Source organism: Pseudomonas sp. NPDC089422, from assembly GCF_044749405.1.
Lineage (GTDB): Bacteria > Pseudomonadota > Gammaproteobacteria > Pseudomonadales > Pseudomonadaceae > Aquipseudomonas.
This window is the reverse complement of record NZ_JBIVHW010000005.1, coordinates 69718-87736: the sequence shown is the minus strand read 5'-3', so window position 1 is coordinate 87736 and position 18019 is coordinate 69718. Positions and strand designations below refer to the sequence as shown.

The following is an 18019-nucleotide window of genomic DNA, read 5'->3' as shown; positions in this document are numbered from 1 at the left end:
TGTCTCCGGTCACACAGACGACAAACATGTACGCACATCGGACAAGCAGCACTGTATCAGTGCGTTTGCCGGGTAAAACGGTTAATCTACGCGTTCACTCTGTGCCCGTACCCCAAAAGGGAACGACACGCTAAACGGGTCTGGCCTATCAAGCCGGGCAGCATTTCCCCTCATCCAAAGGGAAATCCCCTCTCGAATCCCGATTTCAGCAGTGTGGTACTACCTTAAATGAAAGTTCTCAAAGGCCAGGACATCCTGGCGCTTGGCTTTATGACGTTTGCGCTTTTCGTAGGCGCTGGCAACATCATCTTCCCGCCTATCGTCGGTCTGCAGTCTGGCCCGCACGTATGGATGGCGGCCCTGGGCTTCCTGGTCACCGCCGTGGGCCTGCCGGTCATCACCGTGGTCGCCCTGGCCAAGGTCGGTGGCGGCATGGACGCCTTGAGCAGCCCGATCGGCAAGTTCTTCGGTGGCCTGCTGGCGGCCGTGTGCTACCTGTCGGTCGGCCCGCTGTTCGCGACGCCGCGTACTGCGACCGTATCGTTCGAAGTGGGCGTGGCACCGCTGACAGGCGAAAGCCCGACAGCCCTGTTCATCTACAGCCTGGTGTACTTCGCCGTGGTACTGGCGGTGTCCATGTACCCGGGCAAGCTGCTCGACACCGTCGGCCGCTTCCTCGCGCCGCTGAAGATCATCGCCCTGGCGGCGCTGGGCATCGCTGCCTTCGCCCTGCCGGCCGGGACCATTGGTGAAGCGCAGCCGGCCTATGCCGCTGCCGCCTTCTCCAAGGGCTTCTCCGATGGCTACCTGACCATGGACACCCTCGGTGCCCTGGTGTTCGGTATCGTCATCGTCAACGCCATCCGTTCGCGCGGTGTCGAGTCGCCGAAGCTGATCACCCGCTATGCCATCATCGCCGGCCTGATCGCCGGTGTCGGCCTGGCCCTGGTGTACATCAGCCTGTTCCGCCTGGGGGCCACCAGCCACGACATCGCCGCCGATGCCACCAACGGTGCCGCCGTTCTGCACGCCTACGTGCAGCACACCTTCGGCTCCCTGGGCAGCGGCTTCCTCGCGGTGCTGATCGCCTTGGCGTGCCTGGTGACGGCGGTGGGCCTGACCTGCGCCTGCGCCGAGTACTTCAGCCAGATCCTGCCGCTGTCGTACCGTGCACTGGTGGTGATCCTCGCAGGCTTCTCGCTGCTGATCTCCAACCTGGGCCTGACCAAGCTGATCATGTTCTCGATCCCGGTACTGACCGCCATCTATCCGCCATGCATCGTGGTAGTGGGCTTGAGCTTCGTGAAGGACCTGTGGCATTCGCCGACCCGCATCCTGGCCCCGGTGATGCTGGTGTCGCTGGTGTTCGGGATGGTCGACGCGATCAAGGGTAGCGATATTGCCCATGTATTGCCGGACGTTCTGGCGCACCTGCCGCTGAGCGATCAAGGCCTGGCCTGGCTGGTGCCGTCGGTGGTGACGCTGATTGGCGCCGTGGCCTGCGACCGCATGCTCGGCAAGCCGCGCGAAGCGCTGGCCTGAGACGTTGAAGCCTGAGGGCGGCACCGGCCACAAGCCGTAGGGTGCTTGCCAAAGGTGGAGACTCGAAAGCCCCGCATCTGAAAGGATGCGGGGCTTTTTCGTTTCAGTCTGTGCCTTTTGCCGCTTGTAGGCGTCGAACCCGGGTCACTATTCTTTATGCACCTGGCCCTCGGGAATCCTGCATGAACTTCATCCAAAGCAATCTCCACAACCTCCTGGCCGTCTGCTGGTTTGCCCTCTGCTGGGGCGGCTATACCCGCTATGCCATCTGGAAGGGCCGCGACACCGCGTGCCTGGCCAGCGTGCTGCACCTGTACCGGGAAGACTGGATGCGCCGCATGCTGCTGCGCGACAACCGCATCGCCGACGCCAGCGTGATCGGCAACCTGGAGCGCAATGCGTCGTTCTTCGCCTCCAGTACCCTGATCATCCTTGCCGGCATTCTCACCGTGCTGGGCGCTTCGGATCGTGCCTTGTCGCTGCTTGCGGACCTGCCGCTGGTGCAGCAGGCGTCCCAGGGCATGTCGGAGATCAAGCTGCTGTGCCTGGCGATGGTCTTCGTCTATGCGTTCTTCACCTTCAGCTGGTGCATGCGTCAGTACAACTTTGCCGCCGTGCTGGTGGGGTCTGCACCGATGATCGGCGAGCGCCAGGTCAACGAGCTGGAGCGCAAGGCCTTTGCTTCACGTGCCGCGCGGGTGCTGTCGCTGGCCGCCAACCAGTTCAACTTTGGCCTGCGCTCTTATTACTTCGGCATGGCCATGCTGACCTGGTTCATCAGCCCCTGGCTGTTCATGGTCGTGAGCGTCGGTGTAGTGCTGATTCTGTATCGCCGCGAGTTCCATTCCGATGTATTGGACGTCATGGTATTCACGCCAACCGAAAGTGCGCTGACAGACCTGCCCAGGGAAAGTTCCAATAGCATTAACTGAAACGTTTAATCTTCTAATGGCAGGCACAAAAAAACCCGACAATGTCGGGTTTTTTTGATCTGCTCGATTACTGCTTGGCAGGTTCGGCAGGCGCGGTTTCCGGGGCCGGAGTAGCTGGGGCGGCCTCTTCGGCGGCCTTCTTCTCGGCTTCGGCCTGATCTTTGGCGGCTTCGGCGTTTTCCTTGGCGGCTTCGTTCATTTTATCCTGAGCTTCGCCCATCTTTTCCTGAGCTTCGCCCATCTTTTCCTGGGCTTGCTCGGCATGTTGCTGTGCGTCTTGGGCTTTGTCTTCGCTCGCTTTATCGCAAGCAGCCAGGCCCATGGCAGCAGCCAGCATCAGAGCAAAAGCAAAAGGTTTACGCATGGGGGTGTTTCTCCTTGGTGGAATAATTGACTTGTTCCTTCGAGTTCAATCACGCGGAATAAGTTCCGCAGAGGTTACAGATATATAACGCCCCGTTCTATATAGACTTTTTATTGATTTTATGCCGCTGCGGCAGTGCTTACGGAACTCGCCTATGAATGATCAAAGCTTGTTGGCCATGGCTGAGCGTTTTCTCTCGGCATTGAACCATTGCCAACGGTTGCAGATGCGCGTTGCCCATGCTGACAGCGACGGCATGACCCTGGTCTTGCCCTGGTCGCCAGCAATCGTCGGCAACCCGCAGACCGGCGCGGTGCACGGTGGCGCCCTGACCACGTTGATGGATACCACCTGTGGCATGGCCACCTTGTGCGTACTGCCGCGCTTCGAGGTGTGCCCGACGCTCGATCTGCGCATCGACTACATGCACCCGTCCGCACCCGGCAAGCCGATCTACGGCCATGCGCATTGCTATCGTGTGACCCGTGACGTCATCTTCACCCGTGGCACTGCCTACCAGGACGACCCAGAGCAGCCGATCTGCCAGGTGGTCGGCACTTTCATGCGCCTGGGCCAGGAGATCAAGGGTGGCATCCGTTTCGGCAACAGCCTGAAGGAGGGCGGGGCATGATCCCTGACGACGTTCGCCAGCAATTGAACGCGGCTCACGCGGTCGGCGACTACGGCCCCTTGCTGGCCTTGATCCCTTACGCCGGGCTGATCGGCATCGAGTGCCAGCGCGAGGGTGACGATCTGTTGTTCCGCCTGCCGGCCAGTCAGGACAACATCGGCAACCCGTTGCTGCCGGCCATCCATGGCGGCGTCATCGCGGGCTTCATGGAGCTTTCCGCGGCCCTGTACCTGCTGATCTACAGCGAGAGTGCGAGCATTCCGAAAATCATCGATTTCTCCATCGACTACCTGCGCGCGGGGCATTTTCGCGACACCTACGCCCAGTGCCAGCTATGGCGTCAGGGGCGGCGGGTGACCAACGTCGCCATCACCGCCTGGCAGGCTGATCGGCAGTCGCCGATCGCCACCGCCCGCGCGCATTTCAAGATCGAGCCGGAAAAGCCCTTGAAATCGTCCGGGCAGCCCCCATCTGCATGACATCCGCCGTTAACGCAGGCCACATCGGCTGCCAGGCGCCACTGCCATCAGATCGGAGTTTTGAAGACCATGAGTGTGGAGACTCAAAAAGAAACGCTGGGCTTCCAGACCGAGGTAAAGCAGCTGCTGCACCTCATGATTCATTCCCTGTACTCGAACAAGGAGATCTTCCTGCGTGAGCTGATCTCCAACGCCTCCGACGCCGCCGACAAGCTGCGCTTCGAGGCCCTGGCCAAGCCGGATCTGCTCGAGAACGACGCCGACCTGAAGATCCGCCTGAGCTTCGACAAGGACGCCGGTACCGTGACCCTCGAGGACAACGGCATCGGCATGAGCCGCGAAGATGTCATCGCCCACCTGGGCACCATCGCCAAGTCCGGCACTGCCGACTTCATGAAGAACCTCACCGGTGACCAGAAGAAGGACTCGCACCTGATCGGTCAGTTCGGTGTGGGCTTCTACTCGGCCTTCATCGTCGCCGACAAGGTCGATGTGTACAGCCGCCGTGCCGGCCAGCCAGCTGCCGAAGGCGTGCACTGGTCGTCGAAGGGCGAGGGTGAATTCGAAGTCGCCACTATCGACAAGCCGCAGCGCGGCACCCGCATCGTCCTGCACCTGAAGAAGGACGAGCAGGAGTTCGCCGATGGCTGGCGCCTGCGCAACGTGGTCAAGAAATACTCCGACCACATTGCCCTGCCGATCGAGCTGCCCAAGGAGCAGGCCGAAGCCGCCGAAGGCGAAGAAAAGCCGGCGCAGGAATGGGAAACCGTCAACCGCGCCAGCGCCCTGTGGACCCGTTCGCGCTCCGAGGTGAAGGACGAGGAATACCAGGAGTTCTACAAGCACATCGGCCATGACTTCGAGAGCCCGCTGGCCTGGAGCCATAACAAGGTCGAAGGCAAGCTCGAATACAACTCGCTGCTCTACGTGCCGGCCCGTGCACCGTTCGACCTGTACCAGCGCGAAGCGCCACGCGGCCTGAAGCTGTATGTGCAGCGCGTGTTCATCATGGACCAGGCCGAGTCGTTCCTGCCGCTGTACCTGCGTTTCATCAAGGGTGTGGTCGACTCCAACGACCTGTCGCTGAACGTGTCCCGCGAGATCCTGCAGAAAGACCCGATCATCGACTCGATGAAGACCGCGCTGACCAAGCGTGTGCTGGACATGCTGGAGAAGCTGGCGAAGAACGAACCTGAGCAGTACAAAGGCTTCTGGAAAAACTTCGGCCAGGTGCTGAAGGAAGGCCCGGCTGAAGATTTCGCCAACAAGGAAAAGATCGCCGGCCTGCTGCGCTTCGCCTCCACCCAGGACGACAGCGGCGAGCAGAGCGTTGCCTTGGCTGACTACCTGGCGCGCGCCAAGGAAGGCCAGGACAAGATCTACTACCTCACCGGTGAGTCCTACGCGCAGGTCAAGAACAGCCCGCACCTGGAAGTCTTCCGCAAGAAAGGCATCGAGGTGCTGCTGCTGACCGACCGTATCGACGAGTGGCTGATGAGCTACCTCAACGAATTCGATGGCAAGGCATTCGTCGACGTTGCCCGTGGCGACCTGGACCTCGGCAAGCTGGACTCGGAAGAGGACAAAAAGGCCCAGGAAGAAGTGGCCAAGGACAAGGAAGGCCTGGTCGAGCGCCTGAAAGGCGCGTTGGGTGACAGCGTCGCCGAAGTGCGCGTGTCGCACCGCCTGACCGACTCACCGGCGATCCTCGCCATCGGCGAACAGGACCTGGGCCTGCAGATGCGCCAGATCCTCGAAGCCAGCGGCCAGAAGGTGCCGGACTCGAAGCCGATCTTCGAGTTCAACCCGACCCACCCGCTGATCGAGAAGCTCGACAACGAGCAGAGCGAAGACCGCTTCGCCGAGCTGTCGCACATTCTCTTCGATCAGGCCGCGCTGGCGGCCGGTGACAGCCTGAAGGACCCGGCGGCTTACGTTCGTCGCCTGAACAAGCTACTGGTCGAGCTGTCTGCTTGAGTTGATGCACAGGAAAGCCCGCTTCGGCGGGCTTTTTTATAGTGAGTGCCTAAGGAGTGCTTGATGAGCAAGGTAATCGTCGAATCGCTGGTCTATCACCTGTCCGGCAAGGCCTATGAAAGCCGCCTGGTCTACGAGCCAGGTGCGCTGGGCCGTCCAGGCCTGGTGATGGCGCCGAACTGGATGGGCATCGGCGAAGGTGCCGAGCGTATCGCCAAGGAAGTGGCCGAGAAGGGTTATGTGGTACTGATTGCCGACCTGTATGGGCAGTCGGTACGGCCGTCCAATGCCGATGAGGCAGGGGCGGCGATGATGCCGCTGAAGAATGACCGTGGCGAGCTGCGCAAGCGCATGCAGGAAGCCCTGGCGCAACTGCTGGGCCAATCCAGGGCCCTGCTGGAGCCGGGCAAGGTGGCCACCTTCGGCTTCTGCTTCGGTGGCTGCTGTGCCCTGGAACTAGCCCGTACCGGGGCCGACCTGAAGGCGGCGGTGTCGTTCCACGGCACTCTGGACACCCCGAACCCGGAAGATGCCAAGCGCATCAAGGGCTCGGTGCTGGTGCTGCACGGTGCTTCCGACCCGCTGGTGCCGAAGGAGCAATTGCCGGCGTTCGAAGACGAAATGAACGCGGCCAAGGTGGACTGGCAGCTGCTGAGCTACGGCGGCGCGGTGCATTCGTTCACTGACCCGAATGCCAATGTGCCGGGCAAGATGCAGTACGACCGCCGTACCTCGGAGCGGGCGTTCCGCTCGATGCACAACCTGCTCATCGAAGTGTTCCAGCGCTGATACCGCAGGGGGCTGCAAAGCAGCCCCAGACTATCACGGCAACTCGATTCTTGACGTTTCCCCAGGCACCACCGGCCAATCCCCGGCAGCCCACTTGGCCCTGGCCTGCTCGATCAGCTCCACATCACTTGCCACAAAATTCCAGTTCATCCGCCGCGGCCCGTCCAGCGGGGCCCCGCCGATCATCACCAGCTGGCATTCTTCCTCGGCATACAGCGTGACCTCTTCGCCCTCCGGCAGCACCACCAGGCTGCAGGCCTCGACCTGTTCACCGTCCATGAACAGCTCACCATCGAGCAGATACAGCGCCCGTTGCACATGTTCGTCAGGCACCACCAACGTGGTAGCCGGTTGCATCAGCACATGTGCATAGAGGGTAGGGGAGAGCACCGGCACGGGTGATTCCAGGCAGAACCCGCTGCCGGCAATCATGCAGATGCGCACGCCCAGGTTATCGCTGACCGGCAAGCTTGCCGCCGGATGGTGGCTATAGCTCGGCTCACCCTGTTCGAGCGCCTGTGGCGAGGCCAGCCATACCTGCAGCCCGTGCAAGCGTGAACCATGGGCCAGGGCGTCCGCAGGCGTGCGCTCGACATGCGCCACACCTCTGCCGGCGGTCATCCAGCTCACATCCCCAGGTAGCACGCGCTGCTCCGAGCCGAGGCTGTCCTTGTGCAGGATCGCCCCCTCGAACAGGTAGGTCAGTGTGGACAAGCCAATATGCGGATGCTGGCGGATATCCATGCCATGGCCCGGTGCATAGTCGGTCTCGAGCATGTGGTCGAAGAACACGAACGGGCCGACGCTGCGGCACTGGGCCGAGGGCAGCGGGCGCAGGATCGGCTGGCCCTCGACCGATTCGGCGCGTGGGCGGATGATCACGGGGCTGCTCATGGTGGGCTCCAGGCGAGGTGGAAATGCCCCAAGCATAGCGGTTTGCCGAGCAATGCTGAACCGTTGTGCTGGCTGCCCGGTCTACCCTGCTGATGCCCAGATAAGGAGGTTGCCCATGATTGCCAGAGCGCTAGCCTGGCTGCTGTTGTCTGGCTGGTTGTGCCAGGCGGCCCTGGCCCGTGACTATCGCTTCAGCGACGCTCACCTGCACTACGTGGACTTCTTCCAGGAGACCGAGGGCATGCCGACGCTGATCAAGGCCATGGACGATGCCGGTGTCGAGCATTCGATGATTTCCGGGATTCCGGTGGCAAAGAAATGGCACGAAGACGAGCCAAAGCGCCCGCGCTATTACGCGGGCGACGACGCCGATGCCTACTGGTACAGCGCGACCGATACCTATGTCGCTGCCGCGTTGGAAAAACTGCCGATCGAGCAGCGAAAGCGTTTCCATCCGTTTCTGACCGGTTTCAATCCGGTGGACAAGAATGCCGTCAACCATATCGAGCGCATGCTCGAACTGAACCCAGGGTTGTGGCAGGGGATCGGTGAGGTGTTCACCCGGCATGACGACCTGACCGCGCTGACCAGTGGCGATACGCCGAGGGCCAACAACGAGGCGATGACCCGCATCTATCACCTGGCGGCAGAGCGCGACATGCCGGTGTTGCTGCATTCGAACATCACTTCCAAGCGCGAGCGCAATCCGCTGTACCTCGCCGAGATCGAAGAGCCGCTGCGCAATCATCCGCACACCCGGTTCATCTGGGCGCATGCGGGGAGCAGTGCGGAGATTCACCGGCACCAGACGCGGATGGACTTTCTGTTGCCTGTGTTGACGCGCTTGCTGGCGGACTATCCGAATCTGTATGTGGATTTGTCGTGGAGTGTGCTGGGGCCCTATCTGCTGGACGAGCAGGGCGTACCGCGCAAGGAGTGGCTGGCGCTGGTCGAGCGGTATCCGGACCGGTTCATGCTTGGCTCGGATGTGGTGGGCCGGTTTGGCAGCCTTGGCGAGCAGGTGCGCGGCTTCGCGCCGTTCCTGGATGCGTTGCCTGAAGACGTGGCCAACAAGCTAGCGCAAGGTAATTTCCTGGCGGTTCTACCCAGGCAACACAAATGAAAACGCCCCGAACCAGTCGGGGCGTTTCATTTGCTGCAGCAGCGTCTTACTTGCCAGTCCAGCGCTTGAGCACCAGGGTGGCATTGGTGCCGCCGAAGCCGAAGCTGTTGCTCATGACCGTGTCGATCTTGGCGTTTTCTTCGGTTTTGCGCAGTACCGGCAGGTCGGCAACCTCAGGGTCCAGCTCGTCGATGTTGGCGGAGCCGGCAATGAAGTTGTTTTCCATCATCAGCAGGCAGTAGATTGCCTCGTGCACACCGGCAGCACCCAGCGAGTGGCCCGACAGGCTCTTGGTCGAGCTGATCTTCGGTGCGTTGGCGCCGAACACTTCGCGAACGCCCTTCATTTCCGCAACGTCACCGACCGGGGTCGAGGTGCCGTGGGTGTTCAGGTAGTCGATCGGGGTGTCGACGGTGGACAGCGCCTGCTGCATGCAGCGGATGGCGCCTTCGCCGCTCGGCGCGACCATGTCGTAGCCGTCGGACGTTGCACCGTAGCCGACGATTTCGGCGTAGATCTTGGCGCCACGGGCCAGAGCGTGCTCCAGCTCCTCGACCACCACCATGCCGCCGCCGCCAGCGATGACGAAGCCGTCACGGTCGGCGTCGTAGGCGCGCGAAGCCAGTTCAGGGGTTTCGTTGCGCTTGGTCGACAGGGCGCCCATGGCGTCGAACAGGAACGACTGGCTCCAGTGCTCTTCTTCGCCACCACCGGCGAAGACGATGTCCTGCTTGCCCCACTGGATCTGCTCCAGGGCGGTGCCGATGCAGTGTGCGGAAGTGGCGCAGGCCGACGAGATCGAGTAGTTGATGCCCTTGATCTTGAACGGGGTGGCCAGGCACGCCGAAACGGTGCTGCCCATGGTGCGGGTGACGCGGTATGGGCCCACGCGCTTGACGCCTTTTTCGCGCAGGGTATCCAGCGCTTCCATCTGGTTCAGGGTCGAGGCGCCGCCCGAGCCGGCAACCAGGCCGGTACGCGGGTTGGAAACCTGCTCTTCGGTCAGGCCGGAGTCCTTGATCGCGTCCTGCATCGCCAGGTAGGCGTAGGCAGCGGCGTGGCCGACGAAGCGGTAGACCTTGCGGTCGATCAGTTCTTCGAGGTTGAGGTCGATGGACCCGGAAACCTGGCTACGCAGCCCCATTTCCTTGTATTCCGGGTTGTAACGGATACCCGGACGGCTGTTGCGCAGGTTTTCGGTGACGGTAGCTTTGTCATTGCCCAGGCACGATACGATGCCCAGACCAGTGATAACGACGCGGCGCATGCGAATAACCCTTAGAAATTGTCAGTGGAGGTGAACACGCCGACGCGCAGGCCTTCGGCAGTGTAGATCTCGCGGCCATCGACGCTGACCGAACCATCGGCGATGGCCATGTTCAGCTTGCCCTTCAGGACGCGCTTGATGTGAATGTTGTAGGTGACTTTCTTGGCGGTCGGCAGTACCTGGCCGAAGAATTTCACTTCGCCCGAACCCAGTGCACGGCCACGGCCCGGCAGGCCTTGCCAGCCGAGGAAGAAGCCGACCAGCTGCCACATGGCGTCGAGGCCCAGGCAGCCCGGCATCACCGGGTCGCCTTCGAAGTGGCAGGCGAAGAACCACAGGTCCGGGGTGATATCCAGCTCGGCGACCAATTCACCTTTGCCGTACTTGCCGCCTTCTTCGCTGATATGGGTGATGCGATCGACCATCAGCATGTTCGGCGCGGGCAGTTGCGCATTACCTGGGCCGAACAGCTCACCGCGACTGCAGCGCAGCAGGTCTTCCCGAGTAAAGGCGTGTTGTTTGGTCATGCGAGCTCCTCAATAACCCCCTGTGGCAGGGGATGAATCTTCCCGGCCGACCCTTCTTGCTTCTGGGACGGCAGCCTACAGGTAGACTATTGCGTTGTGGTGAAAGTCACAGCGCACCTGGCGAAAGAAGTACAGGTGTGCACTGAAACGTCTATTTTCAGGTCCGAACAAGGTCCTGTCCAGTACTTAAGACTGCCGCACTTTAGCATTTATCGCCAGTCGCTGCTGTGCGTCCAGGTAACCAGCGCTGCAATACCCGCTGCAACTCGGTGCGGCGGAACGGTTTGCTCAGGTAATCATTCATGCCGGCGGCCATGCAACGCTCGCGGTCACCCTGCAGGGCATTGGCGGTCAAGGCGATGATCGGCAGCTGGCTGCAGGCCGGCAGCAGGCGGATGCGCCGGGTCGCCTCGTAGCCATCCATCTGCGGCAGGCGGCAATCCATCAGCACGGCGGCGAACGGCTGCTGGCTGACCTGCTCCACCGCCTGTAGCCCGTCGTGGGCCACGCTGACCTCCATCCCCAGGCTGCGCAACATGGCTTCGATGACGCTCTGATTGACCGGATTGTCCTCCACCAGCAGGATGCGTTTGCCGACCTCAAGTGGCGCACTGGCCCCCGAGCTTCCGGGGAGTGTTGCCGGTGCGGTACTGGCCAGGGGCAGCGGCATTTCCAGGGTAAAGGTCGAGCCCAGCCCTTCGCGGCTTTCACCGCGCAGCTTGCCGCCCATGCGTTCGGCCAGGGTGCGCGCGATCGACAGGCCCAGGCCAGTACCGCCATAGCGTCGCGAAATCGAGCTGTCGGCCTGCTGGAAGGCGACGAACATCATTTCCAGGCGTTCACTGTCGATGCCGATACCGGTGTCACGGACGCTGCAGGTGAACCACAGCAATTGCCGGTCGAGCAACTGCCAGCGCGCCTCGACCTGGACCTGGCCGCGCTCGGTGAACTTCAGGGCGTTGCCGATCAGGTTGAGGAGGATCTGGCGGATGCGCGTCGGGTCGCCGACCACCTGTGGCTGCGCGCCCTCTGCCGGCAGTTGCAGGTGCAGCTCCAGGCCACGCTGCTGGGCGCTGTGCTGGAACGACTGCACGCTGCTGGCGATCAGCTCGCACAGGTTGAAGTCGATGTGCTCGAGCTGCAGCGTGGTGCGTTCGATCCGCGAGAAGTCGAGGATGTCATTGATGACCTTCAGCAAATGCCCGGTGGACTCGCTGGCCACCGCCGTGTAATCCGCCTGTTCGCTGGTCAGCTGGGTGGTTTCCAGCAGTTGCAGCATGCCCAGCACGCCGTTCATGGGGGTGCGCAATTCGTGGCTCATCATTGCCAGGAACTCCGACTTGGCGCCGTTGGCCTGTTCGGCTTCCTCGCGCGCCTGGATCAGCTGGGCGATGGCCTGCTTCTGTTCGGCGCTGGCCTGGTCCAGGGCGCTGGCGAGGTTGTTGATATGCCGCGCCAGGTGGCCGAGTTCGCTGTCGTCGACCACCGGCAGCGGCGCGTTGTATTCACCCTGCTGGATGGCCTTGACCGCGTGGCCCATGTCGCTGATGGGCTTGGCCAGGCTCATGGCCAGGCGGCGGGCAAGGAGGAAGGTGAACAGCAGGGCGAACAGCGCCAGGATGCCGGCCTTGATCACGATCTCCTGCTGACGCTGGCTGAAGGCATCGTCCGACATGCCGACGATCACCCGGCCCAGGTAGTCGTCACCGATGGACGGTGTCGGCGTCTTGCCCTGTTGCAGGAAGTCGCTGTCCAGGCGGATCTGCTGCAGGCGGATCGGCGCCTGGAACACTTCCACCTGCTGCGCCCGGTTGTTGCTCTCGTCCTGCTGCTCGACGTACACCAGAATGTGGTTGCGGCTGTCCTGCACTTCGAGGAAGCGCACGTGAGGGATGCTCAGGGTGGCGCGCATCAGGCCTTCGAGGACTTCATTGTTACCGGAGATGACGCCGTACTCGGATGCCGGTGCCAGCTGGTTGGCAATCAGCTGCCCGGTGTGGTTCAGCTCCTGACGCAAATCCTGGATCCGCACGAAGGTGAAAAAGCTGATCAACAGCAAGGTCAGCAACAATGCCGGGCCCAGGCTGATGATCTGGGTGCGGGTGTGGATGTCCCAGCTCAGGCGTTTGCTCATGGGGTGGGTTCTCCTTCGGCCAAGGCCTTGGCAGTGGCGTTCGGATCGATCGGCTCAAGGCCCAGGGCGCGTGCTACCTGCTGGTTGCCGCTGACGCCATAGCGCGCCGGGTACAGGCTGCGTGGCCAGTGCGTCGGAGGCTGGTCGAGCAATTGGTCGAGCACTGCCAGCCAGTCGTCCTGGTCGCTGTAGGTGCTGGCCAGTGCGCCGGCGCGCACGAAGCCGGCGTTCGGGCCGATCAGCGCCATCTGTCGGCCGTAGCTGCTGAGCAGCAAGTTCTTCGCTGTCTTGGAGTTGTACAGGTCGGGGTCATCGAGGCCTAGCAGCACGTCGCTGTTGGCCAGCAGATGTTGCAGGGGCCGGCTGTCGCGTTGGTCCGGCCAGTCCTGGGCGACGATCTCCAGGCCCAGTGGGCGTGCCGCCTGGCGCAGCTCGTCGAGCAGGAAGTGACTGTGCTCACCGTACAGCACGCCGATGCGTTGGGCCTGTGGCAACAGGTAGCGGGCCAGACGCAGTTGCCGCGCCAGCGGCGGGTCGCTCCACAGCAGGGTCAGGTAAGCAGGGCGCGACTTTCCCAGGCGTTGATCAGCCTGTACCCGGCTGATGCGCATGGCCAGCGCAGGTGGCCCGCTGTTGTCGCTCAGGCGCCACTCCAGTGCGCTGTTGTCGAGCAGCACCAGGCGCACGTCAGCCTTGAGCTGGGCGGGGCGGGGCAACTCGGCGATGCTCTGGAAACGGACATGGTCATGGCTGCGGCGGCCTTGCAGGGCGTCGACAAAGCTGCGAAAGCCAGGCTGGTCGTCGCCGCCGACCAGCAGGACTTCGCTGGCGGACAGCGTACCCAGTGGCCACAGGCAGAGCAGCAGCAGGCGCAGCAGCAGGGCCATCAGAACTCCAGCTCCGCGCTGACGCTCAGGCGGTGGCGGCTGTCATAACGGTTCTGCTCCACCGTGGTGGGCTGGTCATCCAGGCGTTGCTGCCACAGCCCGGCCAGTTCCAGGGTGCTGCCCTGGATACGGAAGCGCTTGGCCACGCGCAGGTCGACGCGTTCGTAGCGGTACTGGTTGAGGGCGTCGTCGCCGTAGTAGAACAGCGCGCTCGACCAACCCTCGCCCCATTCGCGCATCCAGCCGGCCGAGCCACTGTTGCGTGCGCTGAGGCGACGGTCGGCGGGGTTGCTGGCCCAGGCATCGACATAGGCATAGGTCAGGCGCAGTCGGTCGCGTGGTGCCAGGCGCCAGTCGAATTGCGCCTCGCTGCCGCTGAAGCGGGCCTTGTTGGCGTTGCTGGCGATGTACTGGTTGTTCCTTAGAGGCTCGCTGATCATTCCGGTGATCTCGTCGTAGAACAGCTTCACATCCATGTTCAGGTCGAAGTCGCTGAAGTAGCCGTTATAGCCCAGCTCGCGCGAGCGCATGCGTTCCTGTTCGAGGTCGCCAGGGCCGCGGGTCTTGACGAAGTATTCGCCGTCCTGCAATCCGAATTTATTGGGAGTCAGGTTCTTGACCGTGTAGCTCCAGTTAACATTGTTCTCGAACATGTCAGGCGAGCGCACCGCCTCGGAGTACACCGCACGCAGTCCGTGGCGCGGGGTGATCAAGTAGTTGACCGCCACGCGTGGGGTGAGGGAGCTGCCGGACAGGCGCGAATCCTCGAACATCGCGCCGCCCTGGAGAATCCAGTGCTCGTCGGCGCGCCATTCCAGTTGGCCGAACAAGCGCCAGGTCTGGTCGTCGATACTGCCGTTGAAATAGGTCTGCGAATCGGCGCGATCATAGCGGTAGTTCATGCCGCTGAGCAGGCGCAGGCTGTCGGTCAGGCTCAGGGTGTCCTGGATCTCCAGGTCGTATCGGGTTTCCCGAGTGCTTTGGTCAACGTCGCCGCAGACGGGGTCCTTTCCACCGGCATTCCACTGAGCTTCTACCTGTCGCGTGAGTTTGCCAAGGACGGGGTCGTTGGTGGACGGGGTTTGACCCAGTGCAATACCGCGCGCGACCTTTTCGGCAAAATCAGGATTGATCTGCCACAGCCGAGTCAACTCGGGACTGAACGATTCGAGCGCGTCACAGGCGCGCCAGACTTGCTGGCGATCAAAGTATTGTGCCGATCCTTGAATGTAGAGACTGTGATCTGCGCTGAAGTCCTTGGTCCAGCGCATTGAACCGGCGTAATCCTTAGCATTGACGTCTGCATTGTTACCTGCCTGGTAGTTGCCGAACACCGGCTGATAGGTATACGGCCGCTGGTTGCTGCCTTCCTTGGCCGCCAGTTGCCATTCCAGGGTCTGATCCGGTGCCAGGACGTGGCTGACACTGAGGTTGAAGCGGTTCAGGCGACGGCTGTCACGGTAGTCCTGGCCGAACTGGTTCTCGTCGAAGCCATCGTCCTGCTGGCCGGACACCGACAGGCGCATGTCGCCACCGTCCCAGCCGAAGCCGTGGCTGAGGTAATAGTCGTTGATGCCATCCTGGCCTCGGGTCAGTTTCATCCGCGTGCCGTGGCTGTCGGCCGGGTTGCGGGTGAGGATGTTGACCACCGCCATCAACGCGTTGGCGCCGTAGCTGACAGTGTTGGGGCCGCGGAACACCTCGATGCGCTCGATGTCCTCGATGGCGACCGGGATATCGCTCCAGTCCACCGTGGCCAGGCCGGCACGGTACACCGAGCGGCCGTCGATCAGCACCTGCATGCGCCGTGCATCGTTGACGTTGCTGCCGTGGTAGTTCACGGTCGGCTGGTTGCCGGCGCCGTAGCCGATCATCATGCCCGGTACCAGGCGCAGCAGTTCGGGGATGTCGCGCGCACCGCTGGCGCGGATCAGTTCGTTGTCGAGCACGGTCATGCTGCCCGGCACCGCTGCCGGTGATTGTTTCAGGCGCGTGGCGGTCAGAACCTGCGGCAGGTCGGTGTTGTCGATGAACAAGTCGTCGGCCATGGCCGAGCCGCCCAGCAGGGCAGTCAGCAGCAGCAGGCGAGGGTAAGGGGGCGGGCCAGGGAACACAGGACAGCCTTGTCTCAGAGTTGAAACAGGCATGGTAACTGACCTTGGAGGTTTTGCCAGTGATCTGCGTTGGTTTTGCGGGCTTGGAAGGGTGGATTGGGTTGGGGGCCTGCCTTGGGATTTGCAGTGGGGCACAAATCGAGCGCCGCCCGCGCGGCGCATCGCAGGCAAGCCTGCTCCTACATTTGTTTCGGGCCAATTATTCCTGAGGTATTGCCGCGCGGGCCCTTGTTTGTACGACGCGATATCGAGCCATGCACCAAGGGTACGCGCGCCAATGGACGCAGGAGATATTGGCCCGAAACAAATGTAGGAGCAGGCTTGCCTGCGATGCGCCGCGCGGGCGGCGCTCGATCTCACAGGCGCCGACAATCCCCCGTCGAACCCAAGAGCCCACCACTGGTTCTGTAGCAGGCGACCCGTATAATGTTCAGGTCGCCACTTAACTTAATGGCTTTAACGGATTGAATATGACTGAACAGCAACCTGTTGCAGTTCTGGGAGGCGGCAGCTTCGGCACCGCCGTGGCGAACCTGCTGGCCGAGAATGGCGTGCCGGTACGTCAATGGATGCGCGACCCCGAGCAGGCCGAAGCGATGCGGGTCAATCGCGAGAACCCGCGGTACCTCAAGGGCATCCGCCTGCAGGACGGAGTCGAGCCAGTCAACGACCTGCTGGCCACCTTGCAAGCCAGCGACCTGATTTTCGTCGCGCTGCCTTCGAGTGCCCTGCGCAGTGTGCTGGCGCCCCATGCCGAGCTGCTGCGCGGCAAGTACCTGGTCAGCCTGACCAAGGGCATCGAAGCGCAGAGCTTCAAGCTGATGAGCCAGATCCTCGAGGAAATCGCGCCCGAAGCCCGCATCGGCGTGCTCTCCGGCCCCAACCTGGCCCGCGAGATCGCCGAGCACGCACTGACCGCCACCGTGGTCGCCAGTGAAGACGAACAACTGTGCCAGCGGGTGCAGGCCGTGCTGCACGGGCGCACGTTCCGGGTCTACGCCAGCAGCGACCGCTTCGGCGTTGAACTGGGCGGCGCGCTGAAGAACGTCTACGCCATCATCGCCGGCATGGCTGTAGCCCTGGGCATGGGCGAGAACACCAAGAGCATGCTGATCACCCGTGCGCTGGCCGAGATGACCCGCTTTGCCGTCAGCCAGGGGGCCAACCCCATGACATTTCTCGGCCTGGCCGGTGTCGGTGACCTGATCGTCACCTGCTCGTCGCCCAAGAGCCGCAATTACCAGGTCGGCCACGCCCTGGGCCAGGGCCTGAGCCTGGAGCAGGCAGTCAGCCGCCTGGGCGAAGTGGCCGAAGGGGTCAATACGCTCAAGGTGCTCAAGGCCAAGGCCCAGGAAGTGCAGGTCTACATGCCGCTGGTGGCTGGCCTGCACGCCATCCTGTTCGAAGGCCGCACGCTGAACCAGGTGATCGAGCACCTGATGCGTGCCGAGCCCAAGACCGACGTCGATTTCATTTCCATCAGTGGTTTCAATTGAGCCAAGGAGCAGCACATGAACGATACACCCGAGCGCGCCCAGCGCGAGTCGATCATCCTGCGGGTGCTGTGGATGCTGGTGTTCCTGGTGGTCTGGCAACTGGCCGAGCTGTTGCTTGGCGGCCTGGTGCTGGTGCAGCTGATCTACCGCCTGATCTATGGTGCACCGAGCGCCAGCCTGATGAACTTCGGTGACAGCCTGAGCCAGTACCTGGCGCAGATCGGCCGTTTCGGTACCTTCCACACCGACCAGAAGCCCTGGCCGTTCGCCGACTGGCCGGCAGCGCGTGCCCCGGAAGGCGAGGCGCCCCACGCCGTGGCCCCGGCTCCGCACCCGGTGCGCGACGAGGAGCCCAAGCTGTGAAGCTGTGGGTGCTGCGCCACGGCGAGGCGGAGCCGCGCGCCAATACCGACGCTGAGCGGCGCCTGACCGACCATGGCCGCGAGCAGGTGCTGCGCAGTGCGGCCCGGCTGCTTGGCCAGCCGTTGCAGGCGATCATCGCCAGCCCGTACGTACGGGCGCAACAGACGGCGGCGCTGGTGCATGACACCCTGGGCTTCGCCGACCCCGTGCGCACCGTGCCGTGGCTGACACCTGACAGTGACGTGCGGCAGGTGATCGGCGAGATCGAGCAACTGGGCCTGGAGCATGTGTTGCTGGTCAGCCACCAGCCACTAGTGGGTGCGCTGGTCGGCATGCTCGAGCATGGCCATGTGCAGCAGCCGGCCCCCATGAGCACTGCCAGCCTGGCGCAGCTGGAGGGCGACTGGCCGCTGGCAGGGCTGATGACATTGCGCGCGCTTAATGCGCCTGACTGAACCAAGGCAACTGGCATTTTTGCCAGTTGCCTGTGTTTTGGATCC

The 18019-nt window shown here is 62.7% G+C and carries 17 protein-coding genes; 10 read left to right on the top strand and 7 right to left on the bottom strand.

Annotated elements, in window-relative coordinates:
- Positions 1-228 precede the first annotated feature (228 nt).
- Positions 229-1542: a branched-chain amino acid transport system II carrier protein gene (brnQ, locus tag ACIPZ8_RS11115; RefSeq protein WP_400722664.1), complete on the top strand. Its 1314-nt coding sequence runs from the start codon at positions 229-231 to the stop codon at positions 1540-1542.
- Positions 1543-1724: 182 nt separating this feature from the next.
- A complete protein-coding gene (locus tag ACIPZ8_RS11110) occupies positions 1725-2474 on the top strand; it encodes a DUF599 domain-containing protein (RefSeq protein WP_400722662.1) in 750 nt (249 codons plus the stop codon).
- A 67-nt stretch (positions 2475-2541) separates the two neighbouring features.
- On the opposite strand, the gene ACIPZ8_RS11105 is transcribed toward ACIPZ8_RS11110, so the two are convergent.
- Positions 2542-2838: a hypothetical protein gene (locus ACIPZ8_RS11105; protein ID WP_400722659.1), complete on the bottom strand. Its 297-nt coding sequence runs from the start codon at positions 2836-2838 to the stop codon at positions 2542-2544.
- A 154-nt stretch (positions 2839-2992) separates the two neighbouring features.
- Here ACIPZ8_RS11105 and ACIPZ8_RS11100 point away from each other — a divergent pair, with 154 nt between their 5' ends.
- The 4 genes from ACIPZ8_RS11100 (at position 2993) to ACIPZ8_RS11085 (ending at position 6714) form a co-directional block, all read left to right on the top strand.
- Entirely contained in the window at positions 2993-3469 is a 477-nt protein-coding gene (locus ACIPZ8_RS11100; RefSeq protein WP_400722656.1) for a PaaI family thioesterase, read from the top strand.
- Complete coding sequence (locus ACIPZ8_RS11095; protein ID WP_400722653.1) at positions 3466-3948, top strand: PaaI family thioesterase; 483 nt, start codon at positions 3466-3468, stop codon at positions 3946-3948. The genes ACIPZ8_RS11100 and ACIPZ8_RS11095 overlap by 4 nt, the downstream gene beginning before the upstream one ends.
- Positions 3949-4017: 69 nt before the next feature.
- The gene (gene htpG / locus ACIPZ8_RS11090) at positions 4018-5925 is read left to right on the top strand and encodes a molecular chaperone HtpG (RefSeq protein WP_400722651.1); all 1908 of its coding nucleotides are present in this window, start codon (positions 4018-4020) and stop codon (positions 5923-5925) included.
- A gap of 63 nt (positions 5926-5988) precedes the next feature.
- Entirely contained in the window at positions 5989-6714 is a 726-nt protein-coding gene (locus ACIPZ8_RS11085) for a dienelactone hydrolase family protein (protein WP_400722648.1), read from the top strand.
- Between the two features lie 33 nt (positions 6715-6747).
- Here the strand turns inward: ACIPZ8_RS11085 and ACIPZ8_RS11080 are convergent, their stop codons facing one another.
- Entirely contained in the window at positions 6748-7608 is an 861-nt protein-coding gene (locus ACIPZ8_RS11080) for a pirin family protein (RefSeq protein WP_400722645.1), read from the bottom strand.
- Between the two features lie 115 nt (positions 7609-7723).
- Here ACIPZ8_RS11080 and ACIPZ8_RS11075 point away from each other — a divergent pair, with 115 nt between their 5' ends.
- Positions 7724-8731 carry an amidohydrolase family protein gene (locus ACIPZ8_RS11075; RefSeq protein ID WP_400722643.1) on the top strand — a complete coding sequence of 336 codons (1008 nt, stop codon included), beginning with the start codon at positions 7724-7726 and terminating at the stop codon, positions 8729-8731.
- Positions 8732-8777: 46 nt separating this feature from the next.
- Here the strand turns inward: ACIPZ8_RS11075 and fabB are convergent, their stop codons facing one another.
- From fabB to ACIPZ8_RS11050, 5 genes are all read right to left on the bottom strand, one after another.
- Positions 8778-9998 (bottom strand): beta-ketoacyl-ACP synthase I, encoded by a 1221-nt coding sequence (gene fabB, locus ACIPZ8_RS11070; RefSeq protein ID WP_217839468.1) that lies wholly within the window; start codon positions 9996-9998, stop codon positions 8778-8780.
- An 11-nt stretch (positions 9999-10009) separates the two neighbouring features.
- Positions 10010-10525 (bottom strand): 3-hydroxyacyl-[acyl-carrier-protein] dehydratase FabA, encoded by a 516-nt coding sequence (gene fabA / locus ACIPZ8_RS11065; protein WP_008089108.1) that lies wholly within the window; start codon positions 10523-10525, stop codon positions 10010-10012.
- A gap of 202 nt (positions 10526-10727) precedes the next feature.
- Positions 10728-12659 (bottom strand): response regulator, encoded by a 1932-nt coding sequence (locus ACIPZ8_RS11060; protein ID WP_400722640.1) that lies wholly within the window; start codon positions 12657-12659, stop codon positions 10728-10730.
- Entirely contained in the window at positions 12656-13546 is an 891-nt protein-coding gene (locus ACIPZ8_RS11055) for an ABC transporter substrate-binding protein (RefSeq protein WP_400722637.1), read from the bottom strand. The genes ACIPZ8_RS11060 and ACIPZ8_RS11055 overlap by 4 nt, the downstream gene beginning before the upstream one ends.
- On the bottom strand, positions 13546-15693 hold the full coding sequence (locus ACIPZ8_RS11050) for a TonB-dependent receptor plug domain-containing protein (RefSeq protein WP_400722634.1): 2148 nt from the start codon (positions 15691-15693) through the stop codon (positions 13546-13548). Before ACIPZ8_RS11050 ends, ACIPZ8_RS11055 begins: the two co-directional genes overlap by 1 nt.
- A gap of 437 nt (positions 15694-16130) precedes the next feature.
- On the opposite strand from ACIPZ8_RS11050, the gene ACIPZ8_RS11045 reads away from it, so the two are divergent.
- The 3 genes from ACIPZ8_RS11045 to sixA are packed head-to-tail and all read left to right on the top strand — an operon-like array spanning position 16131 to position 17974.
- Positions 16131-17156, top strand: a complete 1026-nt coding sequence (locus ACIPZ8_RS11045; RefSeq protein ID WP_079228990.1) for an NAD(P)H-dependent glycerol-3-phosphate dehydrogenase — start codon at positions 16131-16133, stop codon at positions 17154-17156.
- A gap of 15 nt (positions 17157-17171) precedes the next feature.
- On the top strand, positions 17172-17519 hold the full coding sequence (locus ACIPZ8_RS11040) for a DUF4389 domain-containing protein (protein WP_400722631.1): 348 nt from the start codon (positions 17172-17174) through the stop codon (positions 17517-17519).
- Positions 17516-17974 carry a phosphohistidine phosphatase SixA gene (sixA, locus tag ACIPZ8_RS11035; protein WP_400722629.1) on the top strand — a complete coding sequence of 153 codons (459 nt, stop codon included), beginning with the start codon at positions 17516-17518 and terminating at the stop codon, positions 17972-17974. Before ACIPZ8_RS11040 ends, sixA begins: the two co-directional genes overlap by 4 nt.
- The last annotated feature ends 45 nt before the right edge of the window (positions 17975-18019 follow it).

Excerpts from the sequence above, each read along its gene's own strand:
- ACIPZ8_RS11055 (WP_400722637.1), bottom strand. The coding sequence starts at position 13,546 with ATGGCCCTGCTGCTGCGCCTGCTGCTGCTCTGCCTGTGGCCACTGGGT.
- ACIPZ8_RS11100 (WP_400722656.1), top strand. The coding sequence starts at position 2,993 with ATGAATGATCAAAGCTTGTTGGCCATGGCTGAGCGTTTTCTCTCGGCA.
- ACIPZ8_RS11085 (WP_400722648.1), top strand. The coding sequence starts at position 5,989 with ATGAGCAAGGTAATCGTCGAATCGCTGGTCTATCACCTGTCCGGCAAG.
- ACIPZ8_RS11110 (WP_400722662.1), top strand. The coding sequence starts at position 1,725 with ATGAACTTCATCCAAAGCAATCTCCACAACCTCCTGGCCGTCTGCTGG.
- htpG (WP_400722651.1), top strand. The coding sequence starts at position 4,018 with ATGAGTGTGGAGACTCAAAAAGAAACGCTGGGCTTCCAGACCGAGGTA.
- fabA (WP_008089108.1), bottom strand. The coding sequence starts at position 10,525 with ATGACCAAACAACACGCCTTTACTCGGGAAGACCTGCTGCGCTGCAGT.
- ACIPZ8_RS11050 (WP_400722634.1), bottom strand. The coding sequence starts at position 15,693 with ATGCCTGTTTCAACTCTGAGACAAGGCTGTCCTGTGTTCCCTGGCCCG.
- ACIPZ8_RS11045 (WP_079228990.1), top strand. The coding sequence starts at position 16,131 with ATGACTGAACAGCAACCTGTTGCAGTTCTGGGAGGCGGCAGCTTCGGC.
- fabB (WP_217839468.1), bottom strand. The coding sequence starts at position 9,998 with ATGCGCCGCGTCGTTATCACTGGTCTGGGCATCGTATCGTGCCTGGGC.
- brnQ (WP_400722664.1), top strand. The coding sequence starts at position 229 with ATGAAAGTTCTCAAAGGCCAGGACATCCTGGCGCTTGGCTTTATGACG.
- ACIPZ8_RS11075 (WP_400722643.1), top strand. The coding sequence starts at position 7,724 with ATGATTGCCAGAGCGCTAGCCTGGCTGCTGTTGTCTGGCTGGTTGTGC.
- ACIPZ8_RS11060 (WP_400722640.1), bottom strand. The coding sequence starts at position 12,659 with ATGAGCAAACGCCTGAGCTGGGACATCCACACCCGCACCCAGATCATC.
- ACIPZ8_RS11105 (WP_400722659.1), bottom strand. The coding sequence starts at position 2,838 with ATGCGTAAACCTTTTGCTTTTGCTCTGATGCTGGCTGCTGCCATGGGC.
- ACIPZ8_RS11040 (WP_400722631.1), top strand. The coding sequence starts at position 17,172 with ATGAACGATACACCCGAGCGCGCCCAGCGCGAGTCGATCATCCTGCGG.
- ACIPZ8_RS11095 (WP_400722653.1), top strand. The coding sequence starts at position 3,466 with ATGATCCCTGACGACGTTCGCCAGCAATTGAACGCGGCTCACGCGGTC.
- ACIPZ8_RS11080 (WP_400722645.1), bottom strand. The coding sequence starts at position 7,608 with ATGAGCAGCCCCGTGATCATCCGCCCACGCGCCGAATCGGTCGAGGGC.